This is a genomic window from Sphingomonas sp. (assembly GCF_036387595.1).
In the GTDB taxonomy this organism is placed as follows: domain Bacteria; phylum Pseudomonadota; class Alphaproteobacteria; order Sphingomonadales; family Sphingomonadaceae; genus Sphingomonas.
In genome coordinates this window covers 111,447-125,775 of sequence record NZ_DASVTL010000122.1, presented here as the reverse complement: position 1 = coordinate 125,775, position 14,329 = coordinate 111,447, and the positions used below count along the sequence as shown (strand labels likewise).

11 protein-coding genes are annotated in these 14,329 nt (G+C 68.5%); 7 read left to right on the top strand and 4 right to left on the bottom strand.

Going from position 1 to position 14,329, the window contains the following annotated elements; translation table 11 throughout:
• The first annotated feature begins 6 nt into the window (after nt 1-6).
• The 5 genes from VF643_RS15920 (at nt 7) to VF643_RS15900 (ending at nt 5,508) form a co-directional block, all read left to right on the top strand.
• Entirely contained in the window at nt 7-567 is a 561-nt protein-coding gene (locus VF643_RS15920) for a DNA-3-methyladenine glycosylase (protein WP_331044362.1), read from the top strand.
• The gene (locus VF643_RS15915; protein ID WP_331044361.1) at nt 561-998 is read left to right on the top strand and encodes a hypothetical protein; all 438 of its coding nucleotides are present in this window, start codon (nt 561-563) and stop codon (nt 996-998) included. Before VF643_RS15920 ends, VF643_RS15915 begins: the two co-directional genes overlap by 7 nt.
• Before the next feature lie 62 nt (nt 999-1,060).
• On the top strand, nt 1,061-2,218 hold the full coding sequence (locus tag VF643_RS15910) for a fumarylacetoacetate hydrolase family protein (RefSeq protein ID WP_331044360.1): 1,158 nt from the start codon (nt 1,061-1,063) through the stop codon (nt 2,216-2,218).
• 1 nt (nt 2,219) lies between these two features.
• A complete protein-coding gene (locus tag VF643_RS15905) occupies nt 2,220-3,002 on the top strand; it encodes an SDR family oxidoreductase (RefSeq protein WP_331044359.1) in 783 nt (260 codons plus the stop codon).
• A 55-nt stretch (nt 3,003-3,057) separates the two neighbouring features.
• Nucleotides 3,058-5,508: a glycoside hydrolase family 3 protein gene (locus VF643_RS15900; protein ID WP_331044358.1), complete on the top strand. Its 2,451-nt coding sequence runs from the start codon at nt 3,058-3,060 to the stop codon at nt 5,506-5,508.
• A gap of 27 nt (nt 5,509-5,535) precedes the next feature.
• On the opposite strand, the gene VF643_RS15895 is transcribed toward VF643_RS15900, so the two are convergent.
• The 4 genes from VF643_RS15895 to VF643_RS15880 form a co-directional block, all read right to left on the bottom strand.
• The gene (locus VF643_RS15895; protein WP_331044357.1) at nt 5,536-6,981 is read right to left on the bottom strand and encodes a sugar porter family MFS transporter; all 1,446 of its coding nucleotides are present in this window, start codon (nt 6,979-6,981) and stop codon (nt 5,536-5,538) included.
• A 110-nt stretch (nt 6,982-7,091) separates the two neighbouring features.
• The gene (locus tag VF643_RS15890) at nt 7,092-8,057 is read right to left on the bottom strand and encodes a LacI family DNA-binding transcriptional regulator (protein WP_414713888.1); all 966 of its coding nucleotides are present in this window, start codon (nt 8,055-8,057) and stop codon (nt 7,092-7,094) included.
• Nucleotides 8,058-8,173: 116 nt separating this feature from the next.
• Nucleotides 8,174-9,256, bottom strand: a complete 1,083-nt coding sequence (gene mgrA / locus VF643_RS15885; RefSeq protein WP_331044355.1) for an L-glyceraldehyde 3-phosphate reductase — start codon at nt 9,254-9,256, stop codon at nt 8,174-8,176.
• 64 nt (nt 9,257-9,320) lie between these two features.
• The gene (locus tag VF643_RS15880; protein WP_331044354.1) at nt 9,321-11,543 is read right to left on the bottom strand and encodes a beta-glucosidase; all 2,223 of its coding nucleotides are present in this window, start codon (nt 11,541-11,543) and stop codon (nt 9,321-9,323) included.
• A gap of 180 nt (nt 11,544-11,723) precedes the next feature.
• On the opposite strand from VF643_RS15880, the gene VF643_RS15875 reads away from it, so the two are divergent.
• Nucleotides 11,724-13,289 (top strand): MFS transporter, encoded by a 1,566-nt coding sequence (locus VF643_RS15875; protein ID WP_331044353.1) that lies wholly within the window; start codon nt 11,724-11,726, stop codon nt 13,287-13,289.
• Nucleotides 13,286-14,326, top strand: coding sequence for an SMP-30/gluconolactonase/LRE family protein (locus VF643_RS15870; RefSeq protein ID WP_331044352.1), 1,041 nt, complete (start codon nt 13,286-13,288; stop codon nt 14,324-14,326). The genes VF643_RS15875 and VF643_RS15870 overlap by 4 nt, the downstream gene beginning before the upstream one ends.
• The last annotated feature ends 3 nt before the right edge of the window (nt 14,327-14,329 follow it).

The window sequence follows — 14,329 nt, the reverse complement described above, 5'->3', positions numbered from 1 at the left end:
GGCGCGATGGACCCGGCCTTCTACGATCGACCCGTCGTCGATCTCGCGCGCGCGCTGATCGGCTGCATGCTCACCGTCGATGGCGTCGGCGGCGTCATCGTCGAAACCGAGGCCTATCACGCCGGCGACGCCGCCTCGCACAGCTTCGCCGGGCAGCGTGCGCGCAACGCGACGATGTTCGGGGCGGCGGGCCTCATATACGTGTATCGAATCTATGGCCTGCACTGGTGCATGAACATCGTCGGTGGGCGGGAGGTCGCCGCCGCAGTCCTGATCCGCGCGATCGAGCCGCGCGTCGGGCTGGGCATAATGGCGGCGCGACGCGGCACCGACGATCCGCGGCTGCTGTGTTCGGGGCCGGGGCGGCTGTGTGCGGCGCTGGGCGTCACGGGCGCGATGGACGGCCTGCCCGTCGATCGGTCCCCCTTCGCGCTTGCCCCACGCGCATGCGAACCGGCGATCGTCACCGGCCCACGCATCGGCATCACCAAGGCCGCTGCCGAACCATGGCGCTTCGGCATGGCGGGATCGCGCTTCGTCAGCCGGCCCTTCCCCGCGCCATGCTGAGCCAGGCCGCGCAAAATCTGGAGGAGGCGCGGGTGCTGCGCGCGGCGGGCTGCTCCTACCGGCACATCGGCCGCACCCTTGCGCTGACGTCGAGCCAGCTGTCGCATATCCGGCGCGCGCTCAAGCGCGAGAAGGCAGGGTTCACGCGGCTTCGATCGGCCGGATCGCTTGCCGACGGCCGCGACCTGCCGGTCCGCCAGTCGGCGCTTCCCGCGGGGCTGCGCGCACGATTGGTGGAGGCGGGCCTGAAAACGCTCGGCGATGTGGCCGACCGCGTCGCCGACCCGGACCTGCCGCCGCTGGAGGCGATCGCCGGGATCGGCCCGCATCGTGCCCTGCTAATCCGGCGCCTGCTCGACCAGCTCGATCTCGCGCTGGGCACCCGCGATCTGCAGGATGCCGTGGAGCAGATTTTCCCCGAACTGCGCTGACGGCACCGGCTTGACTAGCCGTCCGGGCCGGATACGGTAGCGCTAACAGGCGAGGAAAACACATGGCCGGCACCCTTCAATTCGACGCGGGATCGCACTTGCCCGCTGATTGGCGCGACGCTCGGCTGCTGGGTCGGATCGACTTCGGCGAAGGCCCCTGCCCCGTCATCATCCAGGGCGGGCAGGTGTACGACATGGCCGGCATCGCCCCCACCGTCTCGCTGCTCGTCGATGCCGGCGCGCTCGACGGCACCGCGGGGCGCGACGCCGGGCCGCTGGATGCTCTGGACCTGGCGACCGGCGACGCCGCCGCCACGCCGCGCCTGCTGACCCCGATCGACTTTCAATGCGTCAAGGGGGCCGGGGTCACCTTCGCGATGTCGGCGGTAGAGCGCGTGATCGAGGAGCGTGCGCGCGGCGATGCGGGCGCCGCGGCGGCACTGCGCACCCGGCTGGAGGAGCGGATCGGCGGCGGTATCCGCGCGGTGACACCCGGCTCTCCCGAGGCCGCTTCGCTGAAGGCGGTGCTGATCGAAGAGGCGATGTGGTCGCAATATCTGGAGGTCGCGATCGGCCCCGATGCGGAGGTGTTCACCAAGGCGCCCGTCCTCTCGACGGTCGGCTGGGGGCAGCAGGTCGGCGTGCGATCCGATTCCACCTGGAACAACCCAGAACCGGAGGTCGTCCTCCTGCTTGACGCAAGCGGCACGCCGGTCGGGGCGACGCTCGGCAATGACGTCAATCTGCGCGATTTCGAGGGGCGCTCGGCGTTGCTCCTCGGCAAGGCCAAGGACAATAACGCATCCTGCGCGCTCGGCCCGTTCGTGCGGCTGTTCGACGACGGCTTCACGATGGAGGACGTGCGCGCCGCCGAGGTGTCGCTGAAGATCGAGGGCGAGGACGATTATGTCCTCCACGGCCGCAGTTCGATGCGCCAGATCAGCCGCGATCCGCTCGACCTCGTGCGCCAGACGCTGAGCGAGCATCAATATCCCGACGGCTTCGTGCTGTTCCTCGGCACGCTGTTCGCCCCCACACAGGATCGCGACGACCCCGGCCGCGGCTTCACCCACAAACCCGGCGATATCGTCACCATCGCCAGCGCAGCGCTGGGCACGCTGGTCAACCAGGTAACCACGTCGCGCGACGCCGCACCGTGGACGATTGGCATCGGCGCCACGCTGCGCCAACTCGCCGCACGCGGACTTAAGGGGGCATAGGATGATGGATCGCGAAGCATCGGCCGATCGGGCTGTCTATCCCAGCCTGGCGGGCAAGCGGGTCATCGTCACCGGGGGAGGCTCTGGCATCGGGGCAGCCTTGGTCGAGGCGTTCGTCGCGCAAGGATCGCGGGTCGCGTTCGTCGACGTGGCGGAGGCGCCGTCGCGCGCGCTCGTTGATCGGATGTCATCGGGCGCCACCGTGGCTCCGATGTTCCTCCCCGTCGATCTGCGCGATCTGGACGCGCTGGCGGCTGCGTTCGCGCAGATGGAGGCGGCGCTCGGCGGCATCGACGTACTCGTCAACAACGCCGCCAGCGACGATCGCCACACCCCTGCCGACGTGACGCCGGCCTATTGGGAAGACAGGATGGCAGTGAACCTGCGCCACCTGTTCTTCGCGGCGCAGGCAGTGATCCCGACCATGCGCGCCCAGCGATCGGGCGCGATCCTGAACTTCGGCTCCATCTCCTGGCATCTAGGGTTACCCGACCTGGTTCTCTATCAGACCGCAAAAGCCGCGATCGAGGGGATGACCCGCGCGCTCGCCCGCGATCTGGGCGGAGACGGCATCCGGGTGAACACCATCGTCCCCGGCAACGTCGAGACACCGCGCCAATTGCGCTGGTACACGCCCGAGGGCGAGGCGGAGATCATCGCGGCGCAATGCCTGAAGACCCGCGTCCAGCCGCACGATGTCGCCGCTCTGGCGCTGTTCCTGGCATCGGACGATGCGCGGATGTGCACCGGCCACGATTATTTCGTCGATGCCGGCTGGCGATGATTTTCTCCGCGCAGGCGCAGACGCCTCCGGCAGACCGAATGGCAAAGGAACCGATATGAAGGTGCGTGCGACCTTTCTTGCGACGGCGGCGATGCTGCTCGCGACCGCAGCGTCGGGCCAGGGCGATCCGCCCGCGTCCGGGCGCGGGGTCGCAACGCCTGCGCTCTGGCCAAAAGCCGCCAGCCGCGGGCTGGTCGTGCCGGAGACCGAGGCGCGCGTCACCCGCATCATGGCCGGCATGACGCTGGAGGAAAAGATCGGGCAGATGATCCAGGCCGATATCGGCGCGATCAAGCCCGAGGATCTGCGCCGCTATCCGCTCGGCTCGATTTTGGCGGGCGGCAGTTCGCCACCGATCGGCAAGCCCGATCGCTCGCCCGGCCCCGATTGGGCCGCGACCGCACGCGCCTTCGCAGATGTGGCGGCGGACGCGCGCAAGGGGCGTGCGATCCCGCTGCTGTTCGGCATCGACGCGGTCCACGGCAACAACAACATCGTCGGCGCGACGATCTTCCCGCACAACATCGGCCTGGGCGCGGCGCGTGATCCCGCGCTGATCCGCCGCATCGGAGAGGCGACCGCGCGCGAAACCGCGGCGGCGGGGATCGACTGGGCTTTCGGGCCGACGCTGACGGTGCCGCAGGACGACCGCTGGGGCCGCACCTATGAGGGCTATTCCGAAGACCCCGCAGTCGTCCGCTCCTATGCGGCCGCGATGGTCGAGGGGTTGCAGGGCGACGCGGGCGCCGGCCGTATCCAGAACGGCCATGTCGCGGCGAGCGCCAAGCATTTCCTCGGTGACGGCGGCACGAAGGACGGCATCGACCAGGGCGACGCCGACGTCGCCGAACGGACGCTGATCGACATCCACGCCGCCGGCTATCCGCCCGCGATAGAGGCGGGCGTGATGACGGTGATGGCCTCATTCAGTTCGTGGCAGGGTGCCAAGATGCACGGCAATGCCTCGCTGCTGACCGCGGTACTGAAGAAGCAGATGGGCTTCGACGGCTTCGTCATCGGCGATTGGGACGGGCATGCGCAGGTGACGGGCTGCACCAAGACCGATTGCGCCGCAGCCTTCAACGCCGGGCTGGACATGGCGATGGCCCCCGACAGCTGGCGCGGGCTGTACGACACCACCCTTGCGCAGGCGCGGGCCGGAACCATGCCGATGGCCCGGATCGACGATGCGGTGCGGCGCATCCTGCGCGTGAAGGCACGGCTTGGGCTGTTCGATACCGCGCGTCCCTGGACGAACCGCTCAGGTGTGATCGGCGCTCCCGAACACCGCGCGCTGGCGCGCGAAGCGGTGGCGAAATCGCTCGTCCTGCTCAAGAATGACGGCATCCTGCCGCTGAAGGCGACTGCGAACGTGCTCGTCGCGGGCAGCCATGCCGACGACATCGGCTTGCAATCGGGCGGCTGGACGCTCAGCTGGCAGGGCGACGGTAACACCAACAAGGATTTCCCGGCAGGTCAGTCGATCTACGCCGGCATCGCCGAAGCCCTGGCGGAGGGCGGCGGCAGCGCGACGCTGAGCCTGGATGGCCGCTTCACCCGCAAGCCCGACGTGGCGGTCGTCGTGTTCGGCGAGATGCCCTATGCCGAGATGCGCGGCGACGTTCGCACGCTGGAGTTTCAGGCGGGCGACAAGGAAGCACTGGCGCTGCTCCGCCGGTTCAAGACGGCGGGCATTCCGACGGTGTCCGTCTTCCTCTCGGGCCGACCGCTCTGGGTGAACCCCGAACTGAACCAGTCGGACGCGTTCGTCGCAGCCTGGTTGCCGGGCAGCCAGGGCGGCGGCGTGGCCGACGTGCTGGTGGGTGACCGCAACGGCAAGCCGCGTCGCGATTTTGCCGGCAGTTTGTCGTTCAGCTGGCCGCGGACGGCGGGCCAGTTCATGCTCAACCGCGGCGGAGCCGACTACGCGCCGCTGTTCGCATTCGGCTATGGCCTCAGCTACGCACGGCCCGGAAAAGTGCCCAAACTCGCCGAGGTGGCCGGCGTCGACGCCAGCCTGGCCAACACCAGCCTGTTCTTCGCCAAGGGCCGCGTGCCCGCGCCCTTCGCCTTCGCACCCGGCAGCCGCGTCGCACGGCAGGCGGTCGATGGCCCACAGACGCAGGAAGGCGCGGTACGGCTGGACTGGCCGGCGACCGGCGAGGCGAGTGTGCGCATCGCCGGACCCTCGCTCGATCTGACGCGCGAAACCAACGCGGACATCATGCTCCAGATGCAATATCGCGTCGAACGCGCACCCACGGCGCGCGTCACCCTGTCCACAGGTACAGGTTCGGTGGATGCGACCGCCTTGTTTGCGGCGGGCGCTGGATGGCGGACGGTGCGCGTGCCCCTGAAATGCCTGCGCGACGCGGGCATGAACGTGGCACAGGTCGACACGCCTCTCGCACTGACCGCGACGGGACCACTTTCGATCGCCATCGCCGACCTGCGGCTGGCGACCGATCCCGCGGGATCGGTATGTCCTCCGGCGGTGCGGCGCTGACAGACCGCGCCGCTCGCCGCGGGACGATCACCCCTGCATCTGCTCCAGTTCGCGCCCGCGGGTTTCGTGGACCATCGCACGCACGAAGAAGAACGACACCGCGGCGAAGAACGCATAGCCCAGGTAGGTTGGTGCCAGCCCGGGCGACACCGCCAGCGCGGGGAAGCTGACCGAGATCGCGGCGTTGGCCATCCACTGCGCGAAACCCGACACTGCCAATCCCGACCCGCGAATCTGGGTCGGGAACATTTCGCCGAGCATCACCCACATCACCGGCCCCCAACTGACGTTGAAGAAGACGACGTACAGATTGGCGGCGACCAGCGCGATGACGCCGTTGTTGCCGGGCAGCGACACCGCGCCGTCCGCCGCCGTCACCGCCGTTGAAAAGGCGTACGCGACGATCGCCAGCGTCACCGCCATGCCCGCCGATCCGACCAGCAGCAGCGGTTTGCGGCCGATCCGGTCGATCAATCCGATCGCCAGCAGGCACGCGCCGATCGACAGCACGCCCGAGCCGATGTTGGTGAGCAGCGCGTCGTTCTCGGAAAAGCCGACCGCCTCCCACAACGTCGCGCCATAATAGAACACGACGTTGATGCCGACGAGCTGCTGGAACACCGCAAGGCCGATGCCGGCCCAAAGGATCGGGCGGATCTTCCCCGTCGTGCGGTCGATCAGGTCGGACAGCTTGGGCTTGTGGTGATCCGCGGCGAGGCTGGCACGGATTTCGGCGACCTTGCGATCCGCCTCGGCGGTGCCGAACAACCGGGTCAGAACGCGGTGTGCATGGGCATCGCGGTTCTTGACGACGAGGTAGCGCGGGCTTTCGGGAATGACGAGCAGCGCCAGCAGATACAGCAGCGCGGGCGCCGCCTGCAGCCAGAACATCCAGCGCCAGGCGGGAAAGCCGCCCCAGAAGGCCGCGGTGGAGCCGCCGGCATAGCGCGCGATCAGGTAATTGGCGACGAACGCGCCGGTCAGGCCGGAGATTATCATCACCTGCTGCACGCTCGACAGCCGCCCGCGGACGCTCGCCGGGGTCACTTCGGAGATATAGACGGGGGAGGTCACGCTCGCGGCGCCGACGCCCAGCCCGCCGATGATCCGCGCGATGATGAACACCGCCGAGGTATCCGCCGCGCCCGCCATCAGCGCGCTGACCAGGAACAGCACCGCCGACAGCATCATCACGCCGCGTCGACCAATGCGGTCGGACAGGCGCCCCGCGCCGAACGCGCCGATCGACGATCCTACCAGGATCGCGCCGACGTTGATGCCGATTCCCAGCCGCCCCAGATCGAAGGCTGCCTCCAACCCCTTTTGCGTGCCGTTGATGACGCCGGAATCATATCCGAACATGAACCCGCCGATGGTCGCGACCATCACGATCGCGGCGATGAAGCGATAATTGACCGTGCCCTCTCCGGCTCGATCCTCGCCGCGGCCGATGCCGCCGTCGCTGTTCGTCATGTCAGGCCCCTCGCCAGCCGGGCGACCTTGGATGGCGCCACGTTGTGAGCGCTACCATGCCAAGCCGCCGCTTCAAGTCAAGCGCCTGCCCCTTCAGGCGCGGTCCGTCGTCATTCTCGGGGCGGCGCCTCAGACTGCCGCCGCACCAGCGTGAACGCCAACAGCTGGTGCCGCTCCGCGACGGTCTCCTGCCCCCGCCGCGCCTGGCCGACGAGCATCTCGACCGCGGCGCGCGACATGTCCGCGATCGGCTGGTGGATTGTGGTCAGTTCGGGCCAGATCGCGGTCGCCAGCGTGGTGTCGTCGAACCCGCACACCGTCAGGTCGCCAGGAACGTCAAGCCCGCGGCGGTGCGCCACCGCCACGGCCGCCGCGGCCATGTCGTCGTTGCTGGCGAATATCGCCGTGGGAGGGTTGTCGTGGTCGAGGAGCCGCTCGGCGGCGGCGAGGCCGGAGCGATAGGTGAACAGCCCCTGCGCGATCAGCCCTTCGTCCGCGGGCACACGCGCGTCGCGCAACGCCGCGCGATACCCGTCGAGCCGGTCGGGGCTCGCGGATTGCGCCGGGTTGCCGATCACGAAGCCGATGCGCCGATGCCCGAGCGCCAGGATATGCCGGGTCATCGCATACGCCGCCGCCGTCTCGTCGATGCTGACCGCGAACAGCGCTTCGCTGGGCTTGCCGCTGCCGACCAGCACTGCGGGGACTCCCTTTTCCACCAGCATCGCGATCAGATCGGCCGAATCGCACAAGGGTGACGGCAGGATGATGCCGTCGATCCCGCCCGCGATCAGATGGCGCGCCACTTCCAGTTCGTGATCGCCAAGCTCGCATTTCTCAACGATCAGCCGGACGTCACGCCGGCTAGCCTGATCCAAACTCCCCACCAAAAATTCACTGAGATAGGCAGCGCTGGGATTGCTGTAGAGCAAGCCGACGCGCAGCTGCCGTGCTCCCGCCAGCTTGCGGGCGGCGGCGTTCGGCGCATAGCTGAGCGCGGTGATCGCCGCTTCTACGGCGTGGCGCGTGCCGGGGCGGACATTGCCCTCTCCGTTGGTCACGCGCGACACCGTCATCGCCGACACGCCCGCCAGTCGCGCAACATCGCTGATCGTGGCGGCGGATCGTCTGGAAGGGCTCGTCACGCTGACGTTCGTGTCATGAACCTGAAGACGACGCAACGTCGCACCGCTCAGCCGCCGCCGGGCATGCCGCCGGCTGCGGGCATCGCAGTGATCCGGGAGGACACGTCCCACAGGTCGATGCCACCATCGGCCGCGTGGGAGTCTATGGTCCGCAATTCGTCGGCGGTAAAGTCCAGCCGCTTCACCGCGTCCAGGCTGTCGTCCAGTTGTGCCACCGTGCGTGCGCCGATCAACGCCGAGGTCACCCGGCGGTCGCGCAACACCCAGGCGATCGCCATCTGCGCCAGCGTCTGTCCTCGCGCCGTAGCGATGTCGCTCAGCGCCCGCACGCGGCGCAGATTGTCCTGGCTCAGCAACTTGGGGGAGAGCGAACCCCCGCGCGACGCGCGTGCATCCTCGGGCAGGTCGCCCAGATACTTGCTCGTCAGCATGCCTTGCGCCAGCGGGGAAAAGGCGATGCACCCGACTCCCAGATCACCCAGCGTGTCCAGCAACCCACCCTCGACCCAGCGGTTGAGCATCGAATAGCTCGGCTGGTGGATGAGCAGCGGCACCTTGTACTCGGTCAGGATCGCGGCAGCGCGGCGGGTGAGTTCGGGCGAGTGCGACGAGATGCCGACGTACAGCGCCTTGCCCTGCGCATGGACCTGCGCCAGCGCACCCATCGTCTCCTCTAGCGGCGTGTCAGGGTCGACGCGGTGCGAATAGAAGATGTCGACATAGTCGAGCCCCATCCGCGCGAGGCTCTGGTCCAGGCTGGCGATCAGATATTTGCGGCTGCCACCGACCTTGCCATAGGGTCCGGGCCACATGTCCCACCCGGCCTTGGTCGAAATCACAAGTTCGTCGCGATGCGCGCGGAAGTCGCTCGCCATGACGCGGCCGAAATTCTCCTCTGCCGAGCCGTAGGGCGGGCCGTAATTGTTCGCGAGATCGAAATGCGTGACCCCGCGGTCAAAGGCGCGGCGCAGGATCGCGCGGCCGGTCTCGAACACGTCGGTGCCGCCGAAATTCTGCCACAGGCCGAGCGAGATGGCGGGCAGGTCCAGTCCGCTGCGCCCACAGCGGCGGTAGGGCATCCGGCCGTCGTAGCGATCGGCGTCGGGGCGGTAAGCAAGGTCGAAAGCCATTATGGTGTTCCGTGGCAATGAAGACGCGAGAGAGCGCGAGCGCGACGATTGTTCCGCCGCACGCTCAAGGACGCGGGCGCCACCCTGCGGGCAGCGTGAGCGCCGGCACCGAAACGGCGACGCTCTGCCCGACATCGCGCGAAGAAGCGCCCAGCATCACCCGATAGCGGCCGGCGGCGATGCGCCACTGCCGTCCGCTCTCGTCCCAGGTCGCGATCAGCCGCGGGTCGATCGCGACGCTGACGGTCTGCGCCGCCCCGGGTGCCAGGGGCACCTTGCGCCATCCGCCCAGCCGCTTGGGCGCTTCCCAGCCGCCGCTTGGGGGTGCGACATAGACCTGGCCGACCGCCTGGCCTGCGCGCGCGCCGGTGTTGCGCACGCGGAACGTGGCGACGATCCCGCCTCTGCTCGCCCGCGCGGTCAGCCTGTCATAGGCGAAGTTCGTATAGGACAGACCGTGGCCGAACGCATAGGCAGGCTCCAGGCCCTTGGCGTCGTACCATTTGTAGCCGACCGTCGCGCCTTCGGTGTAATGGGTATCGCCCTTGTTCGGCTCTGCCGGGTGAGGCAGCTGATCGAGGCTGCGCGGGAAGGTGGCCGGCAGGCGTCCGGACGGATTGACGCGCCCGAACAACAGGTTGGCGATCGCGGTGCCACCTTCGGTCCCCGGATACCACGCTTCCAGGATCGCACCGACCTCTCCGCGCCACGGGGTGAGCACCGGCCCGCCGGTTTCCAGTACCACGACCGTCTTCGGGTTGGCCGCGGCCACCGCCGCGATCAGCGCATCCTGGTCGCCCAGCGACAGCGGCACGTCGAACGCTTCGCCCGCCCATTGTGTCGCGAAGACGATGGCGACGTCGCTGTCACGCGCCAGCGCCGCCGCAGCGGCAGGATCGCTGCCGTCCGCAAAGCGAACGTCGGCGCCCGGCGCCTGCCGCCGGATGGCGGCAAGCGGGGCGGATGGGTAATACATCACCGGCCCAGGCCAGGTCTTCGGCTCCAGCCCCGGCACCGCATTGCCGCCGACCGGATACACCAGCGACGATCCCCCACCCGCCAGCACGCCCTTGTCGGCCCGCCCGCCGATCACCGCGATCCGCTTCACCGAGGGCGACAGCGGCAGCAGCGCGTCTTCATTGCGCAGCAACACCGCGCCCTCCTCTGCGCCAGCCCGGGTCACGTCGGCATGGGCGGCCATGTCGATCGGCTGCTCGGAAACCGGATGATCGAACAGGCCGTGCGCGAACATCGTCCGCACGATCCGCCGCGCCATCTCGTCGAGCCGCGCGGCCGATACGTCGCCGCGCTCCACCGCAGCCTTCAGCGGCGCGCCGAAGAACGGTTCGGTATCGAAAGGAAAGCCCGAATCCTGCTCCAGTCCCGCGTTGGCGGCGGCCACGGTGCTGTGCGTCGCACCCCAGTCGCTCATCACATAGCCGGGCCATTTCCAGTCGCGGCGCAGCACCTCGGTCAGCAGAAACGGATTCTCGCACGCATGGGTGCCGTTGACGCGGTTGTATGCGCACATCACCGATCCGGGATCGCTGCGCTCGATCCCGAATTGGAAGGCGAGCAGGTCGGATATTCGTGCTGCGGCGGGCGCGATGATCGAATTGCCGGTGTCGCGGTCGGTTTCCTGGTCGTTGATCGCATAATGCTTGATCGTCGCGATAACGTGGTTGGACTGGATACCCGCGATCTGCGCGCCGACCATGATTCCCGCCAGCAACGGATCTTCGCCGCCATATTCGAAATTGCGGCCGTTGCGGGGTTCGCGCATCAGGTTGACGCCGCCTGCCAGCATCACGTTGAACCCCGATCGCCGCGCCTCGTCGCCGATCATCGCCCCGCCTTTCAGCGCTGTGTCCGGGTTCCAACTGGCCGCTGTGGCCAGACCGGACGGCAAGGCGGTACGCTCCCGCTTGACCGCGGCACCGCCCTGCGTCGCCACGCCGATCCCGGCATCGGTCTGCCACTGCGGCGGCACCCCCAGACGCGGTATGCCGGGCACATAGCCGGCCGATCCTGCTCGGCTGCCGGCGATAGCCTTGTACTTCTTCGGCTCGAAATCGGTGGCGAAATACCCGAACACCAAAGTCAGTTTCTCTGCACGCGTCATCGCGGCAATCAGCTGGCCGGCACGCACATCGGGCGACAGTGCCTGGTTCGCCCAGGGCCGTGCCGTCGGGACGACGGGCTGGGGCCGGCGGGGCGCACCGGTCTGAGCCAGCGCGGCGGTGCCCAGCAGCAATGCCGGCAACATCATGGCACGATGCGAAATCATGGCTGTCCTCTCCTGCGCACCCGTTCGCCGGGCCGCTTTTTTGCCAGCATAGCGGCAGGCGTTCCCGGATGGAAAGCGAATCTGTTAGCGCGAACATCAACTAGGGCCGGCGCGTTGCGCATGGCTTGGGAAGGCGGCAGCGATCGTGTAGGGCGCCACCCAAGCTATTGGGGAATGGGCATGAGAGGGGTTTTCCAGGGGCGACGCGCGACCTGGGCATTTGCGTGCGGGTGCCTGGCCGTGACTGCCGGCGTGCTCCTGCATCTGCCGATGTTCGTCGAGGCGCGCAGCATGGGATACCGGATGGCGGGCATGCCGATGGATGCCGCGATGCTCTGGGGCATGGCGCTGATCGTCGCAGGCGTGATCGTCGCCGCTTACGGCCTCCTGCCGGCCAGGCAGCAGAACGGCGCGCAGATCGTGGTAGTGGCCGCGCCCGAGGATGCGCCGCTGGGCACCGCGCACTGGCTGCTCATGGTGGTGCTCACCGTGGCGCTCGTCATCGACGTCATGAAACCCGCCTCGCTCGGCTTCACCGTGCCCGGCATGATCGGCGAATATCGCGTGGCAAAGAGCACGGTTTCGCTCGTGCCGTTCTTCGCCCTGGCCGGAACTGTGGTCGGGTCGATCCTGTGGGGTGCGCTCGCCGATCTGTACGGGCGCAAGGCGTCGATCCTGCTGTCCGCGGTGATGTTCGTCGGCACGTCGATCTGCGGCGCGATGCCGTCGCTCGTGTGGAACATCGCGATGTGCTTCATGATGGGCGCCGCGGCAGGCGGGATGTTGCCCGTGACCTACGCCCTGCTCGCCGAAACGATGCCCAACCGGCACCGCGGCTGGGCGCTGGTGCTCGTCGGCGGGCTGGGCGCGGTCGGCGGCTATTTCGCCGCGAGCGGGGCCTCGGCCTTGCTACAGCCGGCGTTCGGGTGGCGCGTGCTGTGGCTGATGAACCTGCCGACCGGCCTGCTGCTTATCTTGCTCGGCGGAATGATCCCCGAGTCCGCCAAGTTCCTGCTGGCGCAAGGTCGACAGGCGGAGGCCGATATCGTGCTCCGCCGGTTCGGCGCCGTGGCGCGCACCGCCACCTTGCCGGCCACGGCGCCCGCCCGTGTGGCCGCGCTCACCAGCGCGCAGACGGTGGGCAAGCTGGTCGCACTCAGCGTCGCCGCGCTGGCCTGGGGCCTCGTCAATTTCGGCCTGCTGCTGTGGCTTCCCGCCGAACTGGTCGCGCGCGGGTATAGCGTCGGCGGATCGAGCCGATTGCTCGCCGCATCCGCGCTCATCGCTTTCCCCACGGTGTTCATCGTAGCCGCGCTCTACAGCCGCTGGAGCACCAAATGGTCGCTGGCAGTGGCGATCGCGGTGATGCTGGGCGGCCTTGCCAGCGTGCTGCTGCTCGATACCGGCAAGGTCGGGCCGATCGTTCCAGTCGCGCTGCTGCTGGTCGGATCGAACGCGCTGCTGGCCATCCTCCTTCCTTATGCGGCGGAAAGTTTCCCGATGCGCGTGCGCGGGCGCGCGACGGGTTGGGTTGCCGCCTGTACGAAGGCCGGCGGATTGCTGGCGCAGGCGTTCACGATCGCCGGCATCACGCCGTCGATGGGCCGCGGCGCAACGATGATCGCCCTGCCGTCGCTTCTTGCACTGCTGCTGGTGGCGCGCTTCGGCCGCGAAACCCGCGGTCGCGACCTGCACGAACTCGATGCGGCAGACGCCAGTACCAACCGGACGGGGGTGACGGTATGACGGCGAAGGCGCCCCCCACCGCGCTGCCGGCGCGGGATCCCAGCCGCCGGTCCGTCATGGCAGGCGGGATCACGCTCTTGGCGACCCGCGCTTCCGCCGGCCCAGCGGTAAAGTTCGCTCCCGGTATCCACCGCCTTTCGCCTGCGCTGGACCGCTTCTTCGCAGTCGATACGGTGCCGGAAACGGTCGCCACCGGCATGCGCTGGGCGGAAGGTCCGGTGTGGCTTCCCGCCGAGCGCGCCTTGCTGTTCTCCGATCCGCCCGCCAACATCATGCGACGGTGGACGCGAAGGGATGGAGTCACCGTGGCGCTGTCGCCGTCGGGCGCCGCCGGAACCGACCCGAAGGTCGTGCGCGAACCCGGATCGAATGGCCTGGCGCTCGATCGCGCGGGTCGGCTGATCGCTGCTGACAGCGGAAACCGCGCCCTCGTCCGCATCGCCCTGGCGACCGGCAAGCGCACGATCCTGGCCAGTCGTTACGCGGGCAAGCGGTTCAACAGCCCCAACGATCTCCACATCGCGCGATCGGGCGCCATCTACTTCACCGATCCTCCTTACGGCCTTGCCGATGGCGATCGCGCCGCGGCCAAGGAGTTGCCACACAACGGTGTGTATCGCTGGACTCCGGGCGGGCGGGTGGACTTGCTGGATGCCACGCTCACCCGACCTAACGGCATCGCGCTCGCGCCTGATGAGAGGCGGTTGTACGTTTCGGTGTCAGACGAAGCGGCGCCGCTCATCCTGGTGTACGATCTCGACTCGGCTGGGCTCCCGCGCAGCCGGCGACCATTGCTCGACGCCGGAGCGCTGACCGGCCCCGGTCTGCCCGACGGCATGAAGGTCGCGCCCGACGGAACGATCTTCTGCACCGGGCCGGGCGGGCTGCATGTCCTGTCGCCGGAAGGCGAGCGGCTCGGCCTGATCGCGGTCGACGGACCGATCGCGAATTGCGCGTTCGGCGAAAGCGGCGGCGCATTGTTCCTGACCGCGGGCGACCGCGTGCTCCGCGTGCCCCTGCGGCCGGGTGCGATATGATCC

Bases quoted from the DNA above. Each gene is read 5' to 3' on its own strand.
- VF643_RS15920 (WP_331044362.1), top strand. From the start codon at position 7: ATGGACCCGGCCTTCTACGATCGACCCGTCGTCGATCTCGCGCGCGCG.
- VF643_RS15915 (WP_331044361.1), top strand. From the start codon at position 561: ATGCTGAGCCAGGCCGCGCAAAATCTGGAGGAGGCGCGGGTGCTGCGC.
- VF643_RS15910 (WP_331044360.1), top strand. From the start codon at position 1,061: ATGGCCGGCACCCTTCAATTCGACGCGGGATCGCACTTGCCCGCTGAT.
- VF643_RS15905 (WP_331044359.1), top strand. From the start codon at position 2,220: ATGATGGATCGCGAAGCATCGGCCGATCGGGCTGTCTATCCCAGCCTG.
- VF643_RS15900 (WP_331044358.1), top strand. From the start codon at position 3,058: ATGAAGGTGCGTGCGACCTTTCTTGCGACGGCGGCGATGCTGCTCGCG.
- VF643_RS15895 (WP_331044357.1), bottom strand. From the start codon at position 6,981: ATGACGAACAGCGACGGCGGCATCGGCCGCGGCGAGGATCGAGCCGGA.
- VF643_RS15890 (WP_414713888.1), bottom strand. From the start codon at position 8,057: ATGACGGTGTCGCGCGTGACCAACGGAGAGGGCAATGTCCGCCCCGGC.
- mgrA (WP_331044355.1), bottom strand. From the start codon at position 9,256: ATGGCTTTCGACCTTGCTTACCGCCCCGACGCCGATCGCTACGACGGC.
- VF643_RS15880 (WP_331044354.1), bottom strand. From the start codon at position 11,543: ATGATTTCGCATCGTGCCATGATGTTGCCGGCATTGCTGCTGGGCACC.
- VF643_RS15875 (WP_331044353.1), top strand. From the start codon at position 11,724: ATGAGAGGGGTTTTCCAGGGGCGACGCGCGACCTGGGCATTTGCGTGC.
- VF643_RS15870 (WP_331044352.1), top strand. From the start codon at position 13,286: ATGACGGCGAAGGCGCCCCCCACCGCGCTGCCGGCGCGGGATCCCAGC.